Raw genomic sequence first — 22,291 nt, 5'->3', positions numbered from 1 at the left:
AAGCCTTATGCCATCAAGTGTTGCGGATTTTGGATAACTTAATTATAAAATAATAATAAATATTTTGATAAAATAAACTGATTATTTATCAGTATTTTTGGCGGATGTTCCACAAATTGGCTGGTTGGTTTTAAATTTTTACTTTTGGGCATTATGCCGTATTCTAAGTTTTAGCATTGTTAAGATTTTAAAACTCTAAAATAGACAAATCCCCCAGCCATACGACTGGGGGATTTGCTTCGGTCGGTTTACTAATCAGTTAAATTAGTAAACATGGATACCTTGTTCGATATTCAAGACGACGCCTGTTGAGCTGTCTGTCCAAACATCGTATGAGTGACCATCATATTGTGATGTGCCAGTTTTCTTCCAAGTTCCCAAACTTTGTCTGTCGATTACAGTTTGTGTACCAAGGTCAATCTTATCAGATGCATCACCGTTGATATGAAGACCATTTAGATTCACAGCGTTGTTGCTTGTTAGATCTTTTAGGGTAATCTTACCAGCAAGATCTAAGACTTCAACATTGTGCAATGAGTCTTTATCGATATCAACAGTTCCTGAAGTGGTTAAGCGAACGATATCTTTACCCTCACCACCGTAAACTTGACCACGGAAAGCACCGCCAACGGTCAGAGTATTGGTGTCTTGAGCTGTATCGGTATTGTTATCGTTACCTAAGCTGCGACCAGAGCCATCAGCGTATTCAGTCAAGTAAACCGGTGAGCCGTTTTCAGTAATGGCTGTTAAGTTACGGCCGCTACCGAAGTCCACGATACCATTGAAGTCTTTACCAACGGTAATCGTATCAGAACCGCTACCACCATAAACTTGACCGTTCAAGTGTCCGCCGATAGTGAAGGTGTCGTTACCCGCTTCACCGAATACATAGCCGCTTTTCGCTGTCGCTGTACCGCCCAAATCACCGCCTAATTCGTAGGTGTCGTTACCTTCACCCATATAGACTTTAGTTGGGGCAACACCCGGGCCACGCTGGTCACCACGGATACGGATAAAGTCATCACCCATACCTAAGTCAACGGTTGTGGTACTTGCTGCATTATCGGTTTGCTTGTTAGCTGGACCATCGTCTTGAGAGTTAGACAAGTTACCGGCTGAACTTGATGGGCTGCCATCTGAGTAATAGCCAATATAAATTTTGTCACTCAAGTTGGTGGCTACAATCGCATCACCTGCATCTTTCGAGCCAAATTTGCCTTTAACAGTACTTACTGTTTCACCTTGGTCGGTGTCAGCATTATTCGCACCCACGCCGTATGCCAAGCTCAAATCACCATCAAGATGTTTCAATGAGATTGGGTTAGCATCAAGGATAATACCTGTTGCTTCTTTATTAGCAAGGGTATAAGAACCATCTGCTGACTCACTTAGCGTAGCAATCACTGTTTCAGGGCCTTCATAGTTGAATTTAGCTTCTGATGCTTCAATTACCGGATCTAACTTAAAGCTCGCTGAAGTTTGACCTGCAGGAATTCTAACAGTAATTGGATTGCTTACTGGGCTACCATTCATCGTGTAATCATCAGTGGTTGCACGACCTGATAGTTGTACGCTTACCGTAATATCCTGTTTTGCCGCTTTATCAAGCGATACGGTATAAGTCAATCCAGTATTTGGATTGTTATCTTCACTTGTCGCTGGATAAATCTCACTAGAAATATCACCCTCAACCTTAATGCTCATCACCGGCGGTATTGGATCTTCTGGCTCTTCAACTGGCGGTTTCTCATCAGCTGGCGGTGTAGCTGGTTCTTCCGCTGGCTGCTCTTCAACTGGCGGTTTCTCTTCAGCTGGCGGTGTTGCTGGCTCTTCCGCTGGTTTAGCAGGTTCTTCAGCTGGCGGCGTAGCTGGCTCTTCCGCTGGTTTAGCAGGTTCTTCAGCCGGAGGTGTAGCTGGCTCTTCAGCTGGCTGCTCTTCAACTGGCGGCTTCTCTTCAGCTGGCGGTGTTGCTGGTTGCTCAGCCGGTTTTTCAGACGGCTGCTCTGCTGGTTTTTCCGCTGGCTGCTCTGCTGGTTGTTCAACGCTATCCGCTGGTGCTTGTTTAGCGTCTTGTGCAGTTTGTTTATCTGCATTTTCACCAATTGCAGTTACTACTTTGCCATCACCCACATTGTCTTGTGGAAGGTTGACTGTGCCGTTCGGTTGCACTTCAACGCCCGCTGGAACTGTTGTGCCCGCTTTCGGTGCCCAAGTGTTACCTGTTTTTTCTAACTCAACGGTCTGTTTTTGACCTTTTTCATCAGTGTAAGTCACGGTTAACTTGGTGTTGTTCGGACCTGGTTGCACGCTTACAGAACCATCGGTTGTGCTTGGTGTTACCGTTGGTTTATCCGCTGGTTTAGGCGGCTGTTGTAGCGGGATATTCACCCCTTGAGGTAAGTTATCCATAATTGTAAAGCGAGGGCTAGCTACACCACCCACACCAAATCGTCCTGTTTCATTAGGCTCACGGATACCATCTCTTACCACAGGAATATAAAGATCAAAGGTAGTAACACCTTTAGGCACATTTAGGTTACCTGTTGATGGATCAAATGTTACACCATTGGTCGCTTTCCATTCGGTATTTAGTGCATAATCTTGTTGAGTTGCAGTCTCTCTTCCAATATTTACTGGAACTTTTGAATTACCGGTATTGTTATCCATTGTCACACGAAGGATAAGGTTGTTACCTTCTTGGATACCCTTAGAACCCTCTGCACCTGGGAAAGTAAGTGGTGCAATGACATCAACCGTCTTAACCTTGCTTGGTGCTGGTGCGAGTGATAATTTTGAATCTCTATCACTTACATTGTCCACAGGATCTTTGGCGACTGCGTATACAGTTGTTCTATCTTTCACGGCACCTTCAGGGATCGTCGTACTATCTGTGCTGGTATTCGGCACAAGGTTTGGATCGTCTGAAGTCCAGCCATTTGCACCTTTGGTTAAGGTAACAGTAACCAGTTTCTCGCCATTTTCTGGAATAAGTCTAACCTCAACGGTATCACCCACATTAGCATCTTTCGGCAATCCTACGCCTACTGAGCCATTTGAATTTGGCGTCAATACAGGCATTGATGGAGCTGTAGTATCCACGGTGATAGATTTGCTACCTTCAGCAGATTCAAGACCTTCAGGCGTAGAAACTTTAGCCGTTACAGTCACTGGACCGTCTTTAGTCACAGGAACGTCTACGGTATGGCTGCCTTGAGCGATCATCTCTGGAGTAAGTGAGATAGATTTCTCTTCGCCACCTACAGTCACTTTCAAGGTATCACCTGGTTTGGCATCTTCTGGGATAGTTACCTTAGCAGTGGTTGTATTCGCACCCGCTTTCTCTTTGCCGCTTAAGATACCGTCAGCGTTTTGATCTTTATCAAAAGTCACTGTTGGTGCACTTGGTGCAGTACGAGATGGTTCTGCTGGTTTCTCATCTGTTGGTGTAGTTTCACCGTTGTCGCCAGGTTGTGCTGGATCTGTTGGTGTAGTTTCACCGTTGTCGCCAGGTTGTGCTGGGTCTGTTGGTGTGGTTTCACCGTTGTCGCCAGGTTGTGCTGGGTCTGTTGGTGTAGTTTCACCGTTGTCACCAGGTTGTGCTGGGTCGGTTGGTGTAGTTTCACCGTTGTCACCAGGTTGTGCTGGGTCGGTTGGTGTAGTTTCACCGTTGTCACCAGGTTGTGCTGGGTCGGTTGGTGTAGTTTCACCGTTGTCACCAGGTTGTGCTGGGTCGGTTGGTGTAGTTTCACCGTTGTCGCCAGGTTGTGCTGGGTCTGTTGGTGTGGTTTCACCGTTGTCGCCAGGTTGTGCTGGGTCTGTTGGTGTGGTTTCACCGTTGTCGCCAGGTTGTGCTGGGTCTGTTGGTGTAGTTTCACCGTTGTCGCCAGGTTGTGCTGGGTCTGTTGGTGTGGTTTCACCGTTGTCGCCAGGTTGTGCTGGGTCTGTTGGTGTAGTTTCACCGTTGTCACCAGGTTGTGCTGGGTCGGTTGGTGTAGTTTCACCGTTGTCGCCAGGTTGTGCTGGGTCGGTTGGTGTAGTTTCACCGTTGTCGCCAGGTTTATCACCACCTTCTTTGGTTGTGTCTTTCGCTGGATCTGAAGGTTTGCCATCTTTTGGTGTAGTGATTGCAGTCACTGGTGAACCATCTTTGACTTTATCCGCTGGGATAGTTGCAGTGGTTTCATCTTTTGGAATGCTTGGCACAACGTCAGGGTTGTTTGAAGTCCAAGAACCGTCTTCGTTTTTCACCAACTCTACTGGTTTTTCTTCACCTGTAGCTGGATCAGTAACAGTTACAGTTACTTTATCGCCTGGTTTAGCGTTTTCAGGAACTTCAACACCCACAGAGCCGTCATCGTTGGCGGTCACTTTTGGTGCTGGTGTGCCTGGTTTGGCTTCGTCTTGAGCTGGATCTGAAGGTTTGCCATCTTTTGGTGTAGTGATTGCAGTCACTGGTGAACCATCTTTGACTTTATCCGCTGGGATAGTTGCAGTGGTTTCATCTTTTGGAATGCTTGGCACAACGTCAGGGTTGTTTGAAGTCCAAGAACCGTCTTCGTTTTTCACCAACTCTACTGGTTTTTCTTCACCTGTAGCTGGATCAGTAACAGTTACAGTTACTTTATCGCCTGGTTTAGCGTTTTCAGGAACTTCAACACCCACAGAGCCGTCATCGTTGGCGGTCACTTTTGGTGCTGGTGTGCCTGGTTTGGCTTCGTCTTGAGCTGGATCTGAAGGTTTGCCATCTTTTGGTGTAGTGATTGCAGTCACTGGTGAACCATCTTTGACTTTATCCGCTGGGATAGTTGCAGTGGTTTCATCTTTTGGAATGCTTGGCACAACGTCAGGGTTGTTTGAAGTCCAAGAACCGTCTTCGTTTTTCACCAACTCTACTGGTTTTTCTTCACCTGTAGCTGGATCAGTAACAGTTACAGTTACTTTATCGCCTGGTTTAGCGTTTTCAGGAACTTCAACACCCACAGAGCCGTCATCGTTGGCGGTCACTTTTGGTGCTGGTGTGCCTGGTTTGGCTTCGTCTTGAGCTGGATCTGAAGGTTTGCCATCTTTTGGTGTAGTGATTGCAGTCACTGGTGAACCATCTTTGACTTTATCCGCTGGGATAGTTGCAGTGGTTTCATCTTTTGGAATGCTTGGCACAACGTCAGGGTTGTTTGAAGTCCAAGAACCGTCTTCGTTTTTCACCAACTCTACTGGTTTTTCTTCACCTGTAGCTGGATCAGTAACAGTTACAGTTACTTTATCGCCTGGTTTAGCGTTTTCAGGAACTTCAACACCCACAGAGCCGTCATCGTTGGCGGTCACTTTTGGTGCTGGTGTGCCTGGTTTGGCTTCGTCTTGAGCTGGTTCTGAAGGTTTGCCATCTTTTGGTGCAGTGATTGCAGTCACTGGTGAACCATCTTTGACTTTGTCTGCTGGGATAGTTGCAGTGGTTTCACCTTTTGGAATGTTTGGCACAACGTCAGGGTTGTTTGAAGTCCAAGAACCGTCTTCGTTTTTCACTAACTCAACCGGTTTTTCTTCACCTGTAGCTGGATCAGTAACAGTTACAGTTACTTTATCGCCCGGTTTAGCGTTTTCAGGAACTTCAACACCCACAGAGCCGTCATCGTTGGCGGTCACTTTTGGTGCTGGTGTGCCTGGTTTGGCTTCGTCTTGAGCTGGTTCTGAAGGTTTGCCATCTTTTGGTGTAGTGATTGCAGTCACTGGTGAACCATCTTTCACTTTGTCCGCTGGGATAGTTGCAGTGGTTTCATCTTTTGGAATGTTTGGCACAACTTCAGGGTTGTTTGAAGTCCAAGAACCGTCTTCGTTTTTCACTAACTCAACCGGTTTTTCTTCACCTGTAGCTGGATCAGTAACAGTTACAGTTACTTTATCGCCCGGTTTAGCGTTTTCAGGAACTTCAACACCCACAGAGCCGTCATCGTTGGCGGTCACTTTTGGTGCTGGTGTGCCTGGTTTGGCTTCATCTTGAGCTGGTTCTGAAGGTTTGCCATCTTTTGGTGTAGTGATTGCAGTCACTGGTGAACCATCTTTCACTTTGTCCGCTGGGATAGTTGCAGTGGTTTCATCTTTTGGAATGTTTGGCACAACTTCAGGGTTGTTTGAAGTCCAAGAACCGTCTTCGTTTTTCACTAACTCAACTGGTTTTTCTTCACCTGTAGCTGGATCAGTAACAGTTACAGTTACTTTATCGCCCGGTTTAGCGTTTTCAGGAACTTCAACACCCACAGAACCGTCATCGTTGGCGGTCACTTTTGGTGCTGGTGTGCCTGGTTTGGCTTCATCTTGAGCTGGTTCTGAAGGTTTGCCATCTTTTGGTGTAGTGATTGCAGTTACTGGTGAACCGTCTTTGACTTTATCCGCTGGGATAGTTGCAGTGGTTTCATCTTTTGGAATGCTTGGCACAACGTCAGGGTTGTTTGAAGTCCAAGAACCGTCTTCGTTTTTCACCAACTCTACTGGTTTTTCTTCACCTGTAGCTGGATCAGTAACAGTTACAGTTACTTTATCGCCTGGTTTAGCGTTTTCAGGAACTTCAACACCCACAGAGCCGTCATCGTTGGCGGTCACTTTTGGTGCTGGTGTGCCTGGTTTGGCTTCGTCTTGAGCTGGATCTGAAGGTTTGCCATCTTTTGGTGTAGTGATTGCAGTCACTGGTGAACCATCTTTGACTTTATCCGCTGGGATAGTTGCAGTGGTTTCATCTTTTGGAATGCTTGGCACAACGTCAGGGTTGTTTGAAGTCCAAGAACCGTCTTCGTTTTTCACCAACTCTACTGGTTTTTCTTCACCTGTAGCTGGATCAGTAACAGTTACAGTTACTTTATCGCCTGGTTTAGCGTTTTCAGGAACTTCAACACCCACAGAGCCGTCATCGTTGGCGGTCACTTTTGGTGCTGGTGTGCCTGGTTTGGCTTCGTCTTGAGCTGGTTCTGAAGGTTTGCCATCTTTTGGTGTAGTGATTGCAGTCACTGGTGAACCATCTTTGACTTTATCCGCTGGGATAGTTGCAGTGGTTTCATCTTTTGGAATGCTTGGCACAACGTCAGGGTTGTTTGAAGTCCAAGAACCGTCTTCGTTTTTCACCAACTCTACTGGTTTTTCTTCACCTGTAGCTGGATCAGTAACAGTTACAGTTACTTTATCGCCTGGTTTAGCGTTTTCAGGAACTTCAACACCCACAGAGCCGTCATCGTTGGCGGTCACTTTTGGTGCTGGTGTGCCTGGTTTGGCTTCGTCTTGAGCTGGATCTGAAGGTTTGCCATCTTTTGGTGTAGTGATTGCAGTCACTGGTGAACCATCTTTGACTTTATCCGCTGGGATAGTTGCAGTGGTTTCATCTTTTGGAATGCTTGGCACAACGTCAGGGTTGTTTGAAGTCCAAGAACCGTCTTCGTTTTTCACCAACTCTACTGGTTTTTCTTCACCTGTAGCTGGATCAGTAACAGTTACAGTTACTTTATCGCCTGGTTTAGCGTTTTCAGGAACTTCAACACCCACAGAGCCGTCATCGTTGGCGGTCACTTTTGGTGCTGGTGTGCCTGGTTTGGCTTCGTCTTGAGCTGGTTCTGAAGGTTTGCCATCTTTTGGTGTAGTGATTGCAGTCACTGGTGAACCATCTTTGACTTTATCCGCTGGGATAGTTGCAGTGGTTTCATCTTTTGGAATGCTTGGCACAACGTCAGGGTTGTTTGAAGTCCAAGAACCGTCTTCGTTTTTCACCAACTCTACTGGTTTTTCTTCACCTGTAGCTGGATCAGTAACAGTTACAGTTACTTTATCGCCTGGTTTAGCGTTTTCAGGAACTTCAACACCCACAGAGCCGTCATCGTTGGCGGTCACTTTTGGTGCTGGTGTGCCTGGTTTGGCTTCGTCTTGAGCTGGATCTGAAGGTTTGCCATCTTTTGGTGTAGTGATTGCAGTCACTGGTGAACCATCTTTGACTTTATCCGCTGGGATAGTTGCAGTGGTTTCATCTTTTGGAATGCTTGGCACAACGTCAGGGTTGTTTGAAGTCCAAGAACCGTCTTCGTTTTTCACCAACTCTACTGGTTTTTCTTCACCTGTAGCTGGATCAGTAACAGTTACAGTTACTTTATCGCCTGGTTTAGCGTTTTCAGGAACTTCAACACCCACAGAGCCGTCATCGTTGGCGGTCACTTTTGGTGCTGGTGTGCCTGGTTTGGCTTCGTCTTGAGCTGGTTCTGAAGGTTTGCCATCTTTTGGTGTAGTGATTGCAGTCACTGGTGAACCATCTTTGACTTTATCCGCTGGGATAGTTGCAGTGGTTTCATCTTTTGGAATGCTTGGCACAACGTCAGGGTTGTTTGAAGTCCAAGAACCGTCTTCGTTTTTCACCAACTCTACTGGTTTTTCTTCACCTGTAGCTGGATCAGTAACAGTTACAGTTACTTTATCGCCTGGTTTAGCGTTTTCAGGAACTTCAACACCCACAGAGCCGTCATCGTTGGCGGTCACTTTTGGTGCTGGTGTGCCTGGTTTGGCTTCGTCTTGAGCTGGTTCTGAAGGTTTGCCATCTTTTGGTGTAGTGATTGCAGTCACTGGTGAACCATCTTTGACTTTATCCGCTGGGATAGTTGCAGTGGTTTCATCTTTTGGAATGCTTGGCACAACGTCAGGGTTGTTTGAAGTCCAAGAACCGTCTTCGTTTTTCACCAACTCTACTGGTTTTTCTTCACCTGTAGCTGGGTCAGTTACTTTAACAGTCACTTTGTCGCCTGGTTTGGTGTTTTCAGGTACTTTAACATCGACAGTGCCGTCTTCTTTGGCAGTAACGATTGGCGTATCTGTTTTCGCTGTATCTTCACCCAGATCAGATGCTACCTCATTTTCATTGACGCCAGTCGCTCCAACCTTAGAACCATCTTCAATCAAACCAGCCGGGATGGTAAAGGTTGCATCTTTGCCTGGACCGCTGATTGTTACTCTTTCATCGTCTTCAGGATCTGTTGCCCATTGATCACGCTGTGAATCATATTTCACTGTGATTTCTTGCGGTTTACCATTTTCATCGGTGAATTTCACCACAACTTCTGTGTTGTCTGGACCTGGTTTGACGCTAACAGAGCCATCATCTTCGGCAGTGACCGTTGGCTTGTCAGCTTTTGGAGCTGGTAGAGCTGTGGCAGGTTTTGCTGGAGTTTTGTTGCCTGCTGTATCTTGTGCTACTGCGGTGATTTCTGAACCATCATTTACTTTGTTAGCCGGAATGGTCGTGCCATTTGGGTTGGCTGCTGTAGTATTTGGAATGATTGCAGACGAATTAGAAATCCAAGTACCATCTTCGTTTTTGGTCAAGGTAACTGGTACAGAATCTGTTTGACCTTCAGGGACAACATTGATAATAACCACATCACCAGCTTCAGCATCTTTTGGCAACTCTACGCCAACTGAGCCGTCTTTATTGGCGGTCAATACTGGTGCTGACGGTGCGGTAGTGTCTGGTGCGTCCACTGGCTCAGTAGTGATGGTTTCACTGAAATTGCCAGCTGGATCTTTTGCAACCACGCTGACAGTGTGGTCACCACCGATTTGATCAGCAGGGATTGTGATGGTATTTGGCTTGTCCGCCGCTGGGCTTGGCAATACAGCTGGATTTTCTGACTTCCAAGAGCCATCTGGTTGCTTGGTTAGAACAACTGTCACCGGCTCATTTGCACCTTTTGGAGTAAAGGTAACTTCTACGACATCGCCTGGATTTGTTTGCTCTGGTAAGCCAACATCAACAGAGCCGTTTGCATTCGGAGTTGCTGTTGGTGCTTGTGGCTTTGTGGCTTCACCGCCATTGCCAGGCTGTGCTGGGTTAGATGGCGTAGTTTCACCACCATTGCTTGGTTGATTTGGTGCATTATCACCATTGCCAGTATTGCCATTTTGCTCTGGATTGTTCGGTGTGGTTTCACCATTATTATTTGGCTGGGTTGGTGTGGCTTCACCGTTATTGCCAGGCTGTGCTGGGTTAGATGGCGTAGTTTCACCACCATTGTTTGGTTGATTTGGCTGGGCTGGTGTGGTTTCGCCACCTGCTTGATTCGGAGTGTTGTTATTATTTGACGCTGCTGGTGCATCGTCATCATCACTCGCCAATGCTGCAATACCACCTGCACCCAATAGACCACCGATTAGCCATGGCCAGATGGCTGCTTTGGCTTCTGTTGCACCTAGCCACCATGGAGCGGCGACTGGGTTACCACCTAGGGCTTGACCTTCGACATCACCGATTGCCAGTTGGGTGACATAGTCAGCGACTTCACCAGTATCTGGTAGGTAGTAGTAGAATTGACCGTTTTCTGCTTCACCGATTAGAGTGGCAGCGTCGTTGTCATAAAAGTCTTCGATAATCAGATCGGTTTCTTGACCTTCATCTTCTAGTGAGACATGTAGGTCTTTGCCCACACGCTTGGTGATGATGTGGTCAGGACCACGGCCAGTGGCTTGGTCGATGAATTGATAATTGACATTTTTGGCAGCTTTGATGACGGTGGCTTGACCATCATTAGTGACCAAATTGACTTGTTGTACAGTTTGTACAGCGTCATTGATTTTTACAATAATATTTTTCATAAATACTCTAAATAAAATCTATTTTAATATGTTTAAAATATAAAATAATACATAAAACAATAATCGCTTGGGGATTATTGGTTAGGAATCACAACCATCACACGGCGGTTTTCTTGACGACCTGCATCGGTGTCATTAGTTGCCACTGGGCGTGATTCGCCAAAACCTTGAGCAGTTAGGCGTGCGGGGTTGATGCCGTGGTTTTTGATTAGGGCATTGCGTACTTCGTTGGCACGACGCTCAGACAGTTTTTGGTTATAAGCATCGCTGCCTTTTGAGTCGGTATGACCTTCGATGATGGCAACAGCATCTGGGTATTGAGCCAAGAAATCAGCGGCTTTTTGGACTTCGCCTTTGTATTGGGCTTTGATGTTTGATTTGTCAAAGTCAAATAGGATATTTAGGCGGACATTTGGGCGTGTCTCAACATAGTACTCAGTCGCTGGTGCGGCAGCGACAGCCACTGGTTGTGGTGCTGGCATCGGTGCAGGCTTTGGTGCTGGGCAGTTTTCAGGATTGACACGGCTGATTTGATGGTTTTGTTTGTAAGTGCTGTTGGCTTGTAGCGTTTGAGCAGCTTGTTCTGGGGTGATTTGTTGTAGCACTGGTAGGTAGTTTTGTGCTGTGTTCACCAAGAAGTACTGTGTTTCACCAGCTTTTAGGTTGATGGTGGCAGCACCTGCAGCCAAATCGTTAATTTTTTGGGCGGTTGGTACAGCACTTAGTTTGACATCACCAGCACACACGATACCTGCTGAGTAGTGACCGTCTTGCAAGCTGGTCAAAAAGCGACCGTCTAAGCCAATGTTGGTGCTGGAGTCTGATGTTGGCACATCGTTGCTTGATGGGCGGATAAAGACAACAGCAGCGGTGCGGTCAGTCAATGCCAAATTGCTCAAATTGCCAGAGGCTGATTTGTTCCAAGCCACATGACTGCCTGGAACAACGACAGTGTTGGCTTGAGCGGATACCGCCAAAGCTGAAACGGCAATCGCTCCTGCCAGTGAAAGTTGTTTGATAGATAGCATAGTTTACCTTAGTAAGGAATGGGTTTCTGATAACCAGTTTTAACCCGAGCTAAACAAAAGAATATCGACTTTTAGTATTTAAGCCATTAAAGCCGACATTTACCAAGTATGAAGCTGCAGTACGGTTTATAGTTTTGCAATCACTCAAAGCTCACAAAGCACAAACTTTGTAAGCTGGCTGCTGCACAATCTACATATTGACATAAATAATCATGGTAAGTACTTGATTTTTATAATAAAAATATTATTTTTCTCAAAACCTATCCATAAGATGTCTATAAATCCGACCAAATGCTTACTTAGTGTCTATTATACAATTTTATGGGAAATATAAAAGCCCTTGAGAACAAAAAAGATATATACTAATATTTTTTGTAACTATATGATTTTAAAATAAATTTTCTATATTTTTTCATAAAATTCATTTTAGAATCAACAAATATTTATATTTCTTTACAAAATAAAAACAATTCATTATATTGATAATTACCTTAATATTAATTTTTAAAAAATCAACAATTTGCATAAAAATCATTCAATTTTAAGATAAAATACTCAATTTTCATTCGCTCTGATTACAAATTAACCACGCAAACTGGGCAATGTAGCTATTGTTACCCGTCCCAAAATCTAGTACAATGCTAATAAGTTTGTGTGTTTGGTATTATCAATTTTGATTTTGATTTATTAGAAAAAATTGATAATATCTCAGTGTTTTTGATTTAACTTGGGAGAGAATATGAAAATTGCTGCAATGACGGTGTTGCTCGCTGGTATGCTATGTGCGTCTGGCAGTTTTGCCAATGCCAATAATGAAACATTGATCGTCGGTAAATGGTACTGTACATCAGGCTATCAAGGCAACGAAGACGCCTTTAAGGTGTCATCAATCACCGAATACCGCCCTGATTATACATACAGCCATCAGCAAGAAGCTTGGTATGTCCAAGATGGTCAAAATATGGTCAGCCGTGTTGGTTACGAAGGCATTTGGGCGGTCAATGGCACAGATTATCAATGGCAGCACCAAAAGGTCAGACGCTTTGGCGATAACCAAAAACTGGGCACACCGCTAAATACTGTCGAAGACTTGTCATCTCCAGTCAATGGCCGTGCTGACATTGTCCATTTGGACGATAAGAACTTCATTTATTCACAGCATGGCAGCGGTGAATTTTGGACACGCTGCGATCGCTTATAATGATTACTTATAATAACTGCTAATATTTAATTTAATTTTGGCAAAAAAAATAAACAGGGCAGCATTTACCCTGTTTATTTTTTGGCTTTGACTTTTGATTTTAACTTGGTGTCTTTTTCGTCTGTTTTGACGGCAAACACCAAGTTAATTTGGCTAATTATTGTGCTGCGATGGCGACTTCTTGGGAAGTTTCGTTCAATCGCTCAATGTTTTGGCGGTCGGTGCCCAGACCTGCTTGTGGCGTGTTTTTTGGGGTATAAACCAAGCCCAACACACGGCTGGTATCACGACGCACTTGGTCAAGTAAGGCAGCATCTTGGGACAAATCTTTGCCATACGATGGAATGATTTGCTGCAGCTTGGGTTGCCACTTGCCAGCGACTTGCTCTGGGAAGGCTTTTTCAAGCAAGTTTAGCAAAATGTGCGGTGAAGTTGATGCACCGGGCGATGCCCCCAATAAAGCAGTTACTGTGCCATCTTGGGAAGCAAAAATCTCTGTACCAAATTGCAGCTTGGCTGGCTCGTTTGGCAGCTTTTTGATGATTTGCACACGCTGGCCGCCTTGGACAGCTTGCCAGTCTTCTAGCTTGGCATTTGGGTAGTATTTTTGCAGCTCTTTTAGGCGTTCGCTGTCGCTTAGCATCACTTGGCTAATCAGATATTTAACCAAATCGGTATTTTCAAGCCCTGTGGCAAGCATTGGCAAAGCATTGTCTTTGGTCGCTGAACCAAGCAAGTCTAACTGTGAGCCATTTTTCAAAAATTTATTCGAATAAGTGGCAAATGGCCCAAACAGCACATATTTTTTGCCATCAATGTAGCGAGTGTCGATGTGTGGCACTGACATTGGCGGTGCGCCCAATTCGGCTTTGCCATAGACTTTGGCAGTGTGAGCTTGGGTGATGGCAGGATTGTCAGTCATCAAGAACAGACCGCCGACAGGGAAGCCAGCGTAGTACTTGCTTTCAGGTAGGTCAGTGTACTGCAGTAGCTTGATGGCAGCACCGCCAGCACCGACAAACACAAAGCGGGTTTTGGTGTGGCTGATTTCGCCAGTTTTTAGGTTTTTGACGGTGATTGTCCAAGTTTTATCGGCATTGGCACTGATGCCAGTAACTTCAGAGTTGGTCGCCAATGTGAAATTTGGGCTTTTACTCAAGCCATCAATCAGCTGCGTGGTAATCGCCCCATAATTGACATCTGAACCAATGTCCATGCGTGTGGCGGCGACTTTTTGGGCGGCATCACGGCCTTGCATCACCAATGGTGCCCAGTTTTCGATTTGTGCTTTATCTTCGGTATAAACCATGTCAGCAAACAGCGGCGACTGGATCATCGCTTGATAACGACGCTGCAAAAAGTCCACTTCATCACCCCAAACAAAGGCAATGTGCGGCACTGGGTTAATAAAGCTGGACGGCGTACCCAGACGGCCATGCTCAACTTGATATGCCCAAAATTGCTTGGCAACTTCAAACTGACTGGCGATGTTTTCGGCACGCTTAATGTCAATACTGCCATCGTCGGCTTGGGCGGTGTAGTTCATCTCCATAAAGCCTGAATGCCCTGTGCCAGCATTGTGCAGACCATAAGAGCTTTCTTGACCGACCTTGTCTAGGCGTTCGAACATGGTGATTTGCCAGTCTGGTTCAAGCTCGTTCAGATAAGTACCCAGCGTGGCACTCATGATGCCGCCGCCGATCAGCACCGCATCAACCACAGGCTCATCATCGGCGGTTTTTACTGGCTTGGTCGCCACAGGACGGAATAAGAAAATCAGTACCGCCACCAAAATCAGCAGCAGAATGATTAATAAATATCGTAAAAATTTTTTCATAATAACAACTTAAATCAATAAAAAATGCTGCCAGACACCTTGAAGTCTTGTCAAACCCCTATTGTCTAGACAGCATACAAAAAGCAACCTATTATAACCAAGACCACAGCAAAAGTCATTAAGTTATTATTTTTTGATACAATTTAGTTTTGATACTTAGTTTTAATGCAGCCAAAAACTTTGGCAATATTTCGCTTTTTTACCTTTTCACTTGTCCACCTTTTTATCTTTTCTTTTTCATCTTTATATCTTTATCACAAAATCACAACTGTCCAAAATCTCTCCAAAACCGCCAAAAATTACTCAAAAATTACCCAATTTTCTCCCAAAACTTATCAGCTGGATAGTTTTTGTAAAAACAGGCAAAATCTGCAAAATTGCCCATAACAAAATTACCCATAATTACCCATAATCGGCTATAATAGAGCAATTTATCATGACCATTATGGATAAGTTATGGCAGTCGTTCACCCACAGTTTAACCCTGTCGCCCTAGATTTGGGCGTCGTTCAGCTACATTGGTATGGCTTGATGTATTTGCTTGCTTTTGCCGTGGCGTATTTTTTGGCGTACTCTCGTGCCAAATCTCGTGCCGATTTTAGCAGTGAAATGGTGTCGGATTTGGTGTTTTTTGGCTCGGTGGGCGTGATTTTGGGTGGTCGCATCGGCTATGTGGTTTTGTACAATTTTGGTGAATTTCTCGCCAATCCGCTGTATCTGTTCCGTGTCTGGGAAGGCGGCATGAGTTTTCATGGCGGCTTTGTCGGTGTGCTATTTGCGATGTGGTATTTTGCTTATAAATATAAAAAAGCGGCGTTTAGCGTGCTGGATTTTATCGCACCGTGCGTGCCGACAGGCTTGCTGTTTGGGCGGATTGGTAATTTTATCAATGGCGAGCTTTGGGGACGAGTGTCTGAGTCCAATTTGTCGCATTTGATGTATTTTCCGCAGGCTGCCAATGCCGATTTTGCCCTAATTGGCGAAAATCCCACCCTGCAAAACATTGCCACAAACATTAACGGCTATCTGCTTTTGCCACGCCACCCATCGCAGATTTATCAAGCTATTAGCGAAGGGGTGCTGCTGTTTGTGCTGCTTTGGTGGTTTAGTGCCAAGCCACGCCCACGCTATGCTGTTTCGGCGTTATTTTTGCTTGGTTATGGCATCAGTCGGTTTATTACCGAGTTTTTCCGCCAGCCAGATGTTGGCTACGAGCTGATTTTTGGTTGGATGAGCAAGGGGCAATTGTACAGCTTGCCGATGATCGTGGCAGGGGTGATTTTATTCATCATGGCTTACCAAAAACAAATTTATGACTGGAAAAAATCTTAATGAAACAATATCTGGCATTGCTCCAGCACATTTTGGACACTGGTGGCGATAAAGGCGATCGCACAGGCACAGGCACACGCTCAGTGTTTGGCTATCAGATGCGTTTTGACTTGTCGGCAGGCTTTCCGCTACTCACCACCAAAAAAGTGCATGTCAAATCCATCATTCATGAGCTGCTTTGGTTTTTAAAGGGTGAGACGCACATTGATTATCTGACCGCCAATCAAGTGAGTATCTGGGACGAATGGGCAACCGCCGAGCAGACGGCACGCTTTGGCAGACAAGCGGGCGATTTGGGCCCAATTTATGGTCATCAATGGCGTAATTTTGGGGCAACCAAAGACGCCGATGGCAAGTATCAAGCCGATGGTTTTGATCAAATTGCTTGGCTGATTCATGAAATCAAAACCAATCCCAATTCACGCCGTCTGATCGTCTCTGGCTGGAATCCTAGCGAAGCTGGACAAGTGGCACTGCCACCATGCCATACGCTGTTTCAGTTTTTTGTCCAAGATGGCAAATTGTCCTGCCAGCTGTACCAGCGTAGTGCCGATGTGTTTTTGGGCGTGCCGTTTAATATCGCCAGCTATGCTCTATTGACGCACATGGTTGCTCAAGTGTGTGGCTTGGGCGTGGGTGAGTTTATTTGGACAGGTGGCGACACGCACCTTTATAATAACCACTTTGAGCAAGCCAAGCTACAACTGACTCGTGAGCCGATGGCACTTTGCCAACTGCAGCTAAATCCAGCAGTAAAGGACATTTTTGAGTTCACTTTTGACGACATTCAAATCATCAATTACCAATCGCACCCAGCAATTAAAGCTGAGGTGGCGGTATGAATACAGCACCAAACACTACTGCCATTGATATCGTGCAGGTGGTCGCCATCAGCCGTAACCGTGCCATTGGCAAGGACAATCAGCTACTTTGGCATATTCCTGCCGATTTGCAGCATTTTAAGCGTATTACCGATGGCGGCGTGATTGTCATGGGGCGAAAGACCTTTGAATCACTGGGGCGACTGCTGCCAAATCGCACGCACCACATCATCACTCGCCAAGCGGACTTTGGTCATGATGGCGTGGTGGTGTCGCACTCTCTTGACCAAGCGATTGAACGAGCCAAAGCCGATGCCATCAGCCAAAACCAATCGCAGATTTTTATCATCGGTGGTGGTGAGATTTATGCCCAAAGCCTATCACAGGCGGACAGGCTAGAAATCACCGAAGTGGATATTATCATCGATGGTGACGCTTTTTATCCAGATATTGATAATCAATTTACCAAAACTTATCAAAGCACAACGCAGATTGACGATAAAAGCGGCATCAGTTATCGCTTTAGCACTTGGCAGCGAACAGATAAATAAAACTAAATAAAAACCATTGTGATAAAACTTAACAGATAAAGAGAATATTTATGCGTTATGCTCCAGTGATTGGCGGTTTGGTGGTTTGTGGCTTGGCATTGACCGCTTGCTCAGATAAGCCATCTTACCAAAGCATCAGCGGCGAGACGATGGGGACAAGCTACCACATCACCTTCAAAAACGGCGACAACCAAGCAGACACTGCCGCCATTCAAGCCAGTATCGATCAGCGGCTTGAGAGCATCAACGACAGCATGTCCACTTATCGAGAAAACAGCACCATCAGCCGATTTAACCGCTTATCATCGCACACGCCCATCGTGGTTGATGCTGATTTTGTGCAGGTTTTGACCGACAGTCGGACGGTGTATCAGGCATCTAATCACGCCTTTGATCCGACTGTGTATCCGCTGGTGGAGCTGTGGGGGTTTGGCAGTCGTATGAATGTTGAGCGGCTACAATCACCGCCAAGCACCGCCGAGATTGCCGCTGCCGACAGCCTAGTGGGACTGGATAAAGTACTGCTAGATGGCGATAAATTGAGCAAAAGCACCGATGGCGTGGGCTTGGATTTTTCTGCCATCGCCAAAGGTTATGCCGTCGATGTCATCGCCCAGACGCTAAAGCAAGAGTATGGCGTGGTCAATTATATGGTGGAAATCGGTGGCGAAGTGGCGACTTTGGGCGTCAATAGCAATGGCAGGCCTTGGACATTAGGCATTGATAAACCCGTGATTGACAGCTCGGTTGAAAATCGCAGCACTTTGACCACGCTGACACAGCCAGCGGGAGAAGCGTTACACATTGCCACTTCTGGCGGTTATCGCAACTCTTTGGAATATAACGGCGTGCGTTATAGCCACACCATCAACCCAACCACAGGGCAGCCAGTGGCAAATAACGCCCCAAGCGTTACCGTGCTGCACGATTCGGTGGCGTTGGCAGATGCGTGGGCAACCGCTTTGACCGCCGTGCCTTATCCAGACGCACTGACACTTGCCAACAATCAAGGTGTGATGGCGTTATTTGTGGTGGAAAATGCCAGCAAAACAGGCTTTGAGATTGTCAAAACCCACGCCATGCAACAAAAATTTGCCAAAACTTCGCCATAATTTGCACGCTTGGATTTTTTGCTTTACAATAGCTTAACGATTTTTCAAAATTACAAAAAAGGCCGATTATGTCCAGTTTTTATAGCATTCATTTTGCCAAGCGTTGGTTGGCGACGCCTGCCGCCACTCGTCAAATTTTTTATGATGAATTTGATGACATCATCGATTTGCTAGAAAGCCAAGAGCCAGCGGAGCAATTTGCTTTTCGGCATGCCGATTTTAATCAAGCGGTGACAGATGCCACCGAGCAGCATAAAAACAAGGTTCGACCTGTGCAACTGGTGCATGCTGCCCCAAGCATTGCTTTGAACGATGATGACGATTTGACACTGACGCCTGATATGCAAGACATCGAATCACGCCTAAATAAAGCACTTGCCACGCAGGTTGATGAATTTTTGGGTGAGCATATGAGCCAGCTGTCCGAAGATTTGCGTGCCTGGGTGCAGATGGCGGTGCGGCATGAATTGGCAAATTATCAGCACTTAGTATCAACCAAAAAACCAAAAATATCTGATTAATCAATAGCTTAACAGCGTATTAAAAGGGGTGAATTATGAGCAATATTGCCAATCATAGCGACATCGTCATCGTGGGTGCAGGGCCGGCAGGTTTGGCGTTTGCTCGATTTTTTAAGGGCAGTGATTTACGCTTGAGCATTGTCGAAAAAGCACCACTGTCCGCCATCGAAAACCCTGCCTATGATGGGCGTGAAATTGCCCTGACCAACACTTCCAAAGAAATCCTACAAAATCTGGGCGTGTGGCAACGCTTTTGTCCTGATGAGATTTATCCGCTAAAACAAGCCAAAGTGTACAGCGGTAATTTTGATTATGCCTTGCATTTTCAAGTGCCAAAACTGATGCGTGCCATGCGTTCTTTGGATCGCTTGGGCAATTTGGTATCCAATCACAACATCAAAAAGGCGGTCTATGACGAAGTCGCCACGATGGATAATGTTACGCTCATTACTGGGGTTGGCGTTAGCGATGTGCAGACTGACGATAAGCAGGCGACGGTTACGCTGGCAGATGGTCGTGTGCTGACGGCTGACCTGTTGGTGGCAGCGGACAGTCGCCTATCTGGCGTTCGTCGTATGCTTGGCATTGCTGCTGATATGCACGACTTTGGGCGTACGGTGATTGTCTTTCGAGTGACACACCCACTGTCAAACGGTGCAACCGCCCAAGAGTGCTTTTTATATGGGCGGACGCTGGCGCTGTTGCCACTTAATGATACCATGACCAACTGCGTCATCACCCTGGATAACACCCAAGCGGGCGAGCTTTTGAGCCTGTCGCCGCAGGACTTGGCACACGAAGCTCAGCGAATGTTTGGTGATAAATTTGGCGAATTTACCATCGCTGGTACGGTGCATCATTATCCGCTGATGGGTGTGCATGCACGACATTTTGTCGCTCGCCGAGCGGCGTTGGTTGGTGATGCGGCGGTGGGCATGCACCCTGTTACAGCACATGGCTATAATTTGGGGTTATTAAGTGCCAACACATTAGCTTCCCTGATTTTGGCAGCACATCGCAATCAAAGCGACATCGGTGATGCTCGTCTGCTGGCAAGCTATGATCGCCGCCATCAAGCACAGACACGCCCCTTATATCACGGCACTAATGCCATGGTCAAGCTGTTCACCACCGACACACGACCAGTCAAGGCGGTGCGAGATGCGGTGCTGCGAGTGAGCAACCATCTGCCACCAGTCAAGCATTGGATTGCCAAACAGCTGGTTGGATAAATTTAAAGTTTTTATTTGTTAATCAATATGGTCAATTTTTTTTGACCATATTTTTTGGTAAATTGGGTTTGTGGCTTGTATATTAAGTCAAAATTTCTCTAATGGATAAAATTATGCTCAAGCCTTAAATGGTGGTTTAAGTGAGTTTTTATAAAAATAAAAACCGCTCTTTGATGTTCAAATGCTCATTGCAAAATATCCAAAAATCACCCATCAGGCTCAAACTTTCACGATATAAAATTTCTTCTCATCATAAAGATCTCTCCATTCTATTTGATAAGAATTTTGTAAATTTATTATAAATTTAGCTTCATCTTTGCCTGTCGGTTTCTCAATTTGTCCTGAAATTTTTTGACCGCCACGAAAATATTGATAAATGCCATCATGCTTATTTCTTAGAGTTTTTTGATAAAATAGCTCATCTTCAACCAAAGTCACACAATAATTTTGGACAAATCCTTTGCACCGAACTTTTACCGTTTCCATAAACCAAATATCTTTAATAAAGCTAAACATTTTTTCAGGGTGCTGCCCATTGGTCTTGTTTGCAAATTTTAATTCTATGGCGTATTTTTCGCTATCATCAAGTTTATTGCAAATCACAATGTCAATTTCTTTCTTTTCGTTTTTATCCTTTGAATCATATTCAAAATATTTAATATTTCTTTCAAATTGAATTTTATAATCTGCTAACTCACTTCTTAAAAAAATCCCCAATTCATGCTGAAAACTAGATTCATTATAAATTTCAATTTCTTGATTTTTCTTCAAGTAGCAATCAAAGAAATCATTCAATGCTTGTTCTATTTTGTGCGATTTTTGGTTCATTTTTTGCCTTTATTAAAATAATTAAACCATAAAATTAGCAATTTTAACACCAATCATCAACCCAACACCCCTTCACGATCGACCTTGTCCGAGATGATACGCCCTTTGGTGGTGCGTTGGATATAGCCTTGTTGTAATAAATACGGCTCAATGACATCTTCAAGCGTCCCCCTGTCTTCTGCCATTGCCGCTGCCAGTGCTTCCACGCCAGCTGGCCCACCGTGAAATCTGTCCGCCAGCACCGACAAATATCGGCGATCCAGCTGATCCAGCCCCCTTTTATCCACCGCCAGCATATCCAGTGCCGCCGCTGCCATCTGTGCCGTTACCACGCCGTCGCCCTTGATTTCGGCATAATCTCGCACTCGTCTGAGCAGGCGGTTGGCGATGCGTGGCGTACCACGGCTACGGTGTGCCACTTCTGCCGCCCCACCATCGTCCATCGCTACGCCAAGTAGCCGTGCCGAACGCTTGACGATGGTCGTCAAATCCGCCACATTATAAAACTCCAGCCGCTGCACGATACCAAAGCGATCAAACAACGGTGCTGACAACAGCCCTGCTCGAGTGGTTGCCGCCACCAGTGTAAACGGCGGCAAATCCAGCTTGATTGAGCGTGCTGCCGGCCCTTCGCCAATCATAATATCCAGCTGATAATCTTCCATCGCAGGGTATAAAATTTCTTCAATCACAGGGCTAAGTCGGTGAATTTCATCAATAAACAGCACATCGCCAGCTTCCAGATTGGTCAATATCGCCGCCAAATCACCCGCTCGCTCCAGCACTGGCCCTGAAGTGCTACGTAGATTGCCGCCCATCTCACGAGCGATGATATTGGCAAGCGTTGTCTTGCCAAGCCCCGGTGGCCCAAAAATCAGCGTATGATCCAACGCTTCGCCCCTAGCTCGTGCCGCAGGGATAAATACCTGCATCTGCTCACGCACCTTTGGCTGTCCGATATACTCTGACAGACTGACTGGGCGAATGGCACGGTCGGTGGTATCGTCTTTTTTAAGATTGGGGTCAATTAAGCGAGTGTCTGACATAGCAGTTACCAAAAATCCAAACCAACAATAAGTAGCAAAATAAGCAACAGTAACGACTGACAATGGCTAGCATGAGCAAGTACTGGCATGAGCAAGTATTCACTCACTGCATAAACTAGCATTAAGCAATCAGCCATGTTATCGCCGCAAAATACCTGCCATTTTATCACAAAA

Annotated in this window: 12 protein-coding genes; 7 read left to right on the top strand and 5 right to left on the bottom strand. The window is 45.7% G+C overall.

Annotation, left to right across the window (positions count from 1 at the left end):
- Window positions 1-264: 264 nt before the first annotated feature.
- Together ACFBZI_RS06075 and ACFBZI_RS06070 are read right to left on the bottom strand one after the other, a co-directional pair.
- Entirely contained in the window at window positions 265-10,608 is a 10,344-nt protein-coding gene (locus ACFBZI_RS06075; RefSeq protein ID WP_375715504.1) for an autotransporter outer membrane beta-barrel domain-containing protein, read from the bottom strand.
- 74 nt (window positions 10,609-10,682) lie between these two features.
- Complete coding sequence (locus ACFBZI_RS06070) at window positions 10,683-11,636, bottom strand: OmpA family protein (protein ID WP_375714632.1); 954 nt, start codon at window positions 11,634-11,636, stop codon at window positions 10,683-10,685.
- Window positions 11,637-12,375: 739 nt separating this feature from the next.
- On the opposite strand from ACFBZI_RS06070, the gene ACFBZI_RS06065 reads away from it, so the two are divergent.
- On the top strand, window positions 12,376-12,837 hold the full coding sequence (locus tag ACFBZI_RS06065; RefSeq protein ID WP_375715503.1) for a hypothetical protein: 462 nt from the start codon (window positions 12,376-12,378) through the stop codon (window positions 12,835-12,837).
- Window positions 12,838-12,994: 157 nt separating this feature from the next.
- Here the strand turns inward: ACFBZI_RS06065 and mqo are convergent, their stop codons facing one another.
- Window positions 12,995-14,674: a malate dehydrogenase (quinone) gene (gene mqo, locus ACFBZI_RS06060; RefSeq protein WP_375715502.1), complete on the bottom strand. Its 1,680-nt coding sequence runs from the start codon at window positions 14,672-14,674 to the stop codon at window positions 12,995-12,997.
- 456 nt (window positions 14,675-15,130) lie between these two features.
- On the opposite strand from mqo, the gene lgt reads away from it, so the two are divergent.
- From lgt to ubiM, 6 genes are all read left to right on the top strand, one after another.
- Complete coding sequence (gene lgt / locus ACFBZI_RS06055) at window positions 15,131-16,006, top strand: prolipoprotein diacylglyceryl transferase (RefSeq protein ID WP_375715501.1); 876 nt, start codon at window positions 15,131-15,133, stop codon at window positions 16,004-16,006.
- Window positions 16,006-16,848, top strand: coding sequence for a thymidylate synthase (locus tag ACFBZI_RS06050; protein WP_375715500.1), 843 nt, complete (start codon window positions 16,006-16,008; stop codon window positions 16,846-16,848). The genes lgt and ACFBZI_RS06050 overlap by 1 nt, the downstream gene beginning before the upstream one ends.
- Window positions 16,845-17,378 (top strand): dihydrofolate reductase, encoded by a 534-nt coding sequence (locus ACFBZI_RS06045; RefSeq protein WP_375715499.1) that lies wholly within the window; start codon window positions 16,845-16,847, stop codon window positions 17,376-17,378. The genes ACFBZI_RS06050 and ACFBZI_RS06045 overlap by 4 nt, the downstream gene beginning before the upstream one ends.
- Window positions 17,379-17,428: 50 nt before the next feature.
- The gene (locus ACFBZI_RS06040) at window positions 17,429-18,490 is read left to right on the top strand and encodes an FAD:protein FMN transferase (protein WP_375715498.1); all 1,062 of its coding nucleotides are present in this window, start codon (window positions 17,429-17,431) and stop codon (window positions 18,488-18,490) included.
- Between the two features lie 68 nt (window positions 18,491-18,558).
- On the top strand, window positions 18,559-19,011 hold the full coding sequence (locus ACFBZI_RS06035) for a hypothetical protein (RefSeq protein ID WP_375715497.1): 453 nt from the start codon (window positions 18,559-18,561) through the stop codon (window positions 19,009-19,011).
- Between the two features lie 35 nt (window positions 19,012-19,046).
- Window positions 19,047-20,243, top strand: coding sequence for a 5-demethoxyubiquinol-8 5-hydroxylase UbiM (gene ubiM / locus ACFBZI_RS06030; protein ID WP_375715496.1), 1,197 nt, complete (start codon window positions 19,047-19,049; stop codon window positions 20,241-20,243).
- Window positions 20,244-20,462: 219 nt separating this feature from the next.
- Here ubiM and ACFBZI_RS06025 read toward each other — a convergent pair whose 3' ends face one another.
- Window positions 20,463-21,071 carry a hypothetical protein gene (locus tag ACFBZI_RS06025; protein WP_375715495.1) on the bottom strand — a complete coding sequence of 203 codons (609 nt, stop codon included), beginning with the start codon at window positions 21,069-21,071 and terminating at the stop codon, window positions 20,463-20,465.
- Window positions 21,072-21,127: 56 nt separating this feature from the next.
- Window positions 21,128-22,117, bottom strand: coding sequence for a Holliday junction branch migration DNA helicase RuvB (gene ruvB / locus ACFBZI_RS06020; RefSeq protein ID WP_375715494.1), 990 nt, complete (start codon window positions 22,115-22,117; stop codon window positions 21,128-21,130).
- Window positions 22,118-22,291: the final 174 nt, after the last annotated feature.

The sequence above is a fragment of the Moraxella marmotae genome, assembly GCF_042219885.1.
GTDB classification, from domain to species: domain Bacteria; phylum Pseudomonadota; class Gammaproteobacteria; order Pseudomonadales; family Moraxellaceae; genus Moraxella; species Moraxella marmotae.
This window is presented reverse-complemented; position numbering and strand designations above follow the sequence as displayed.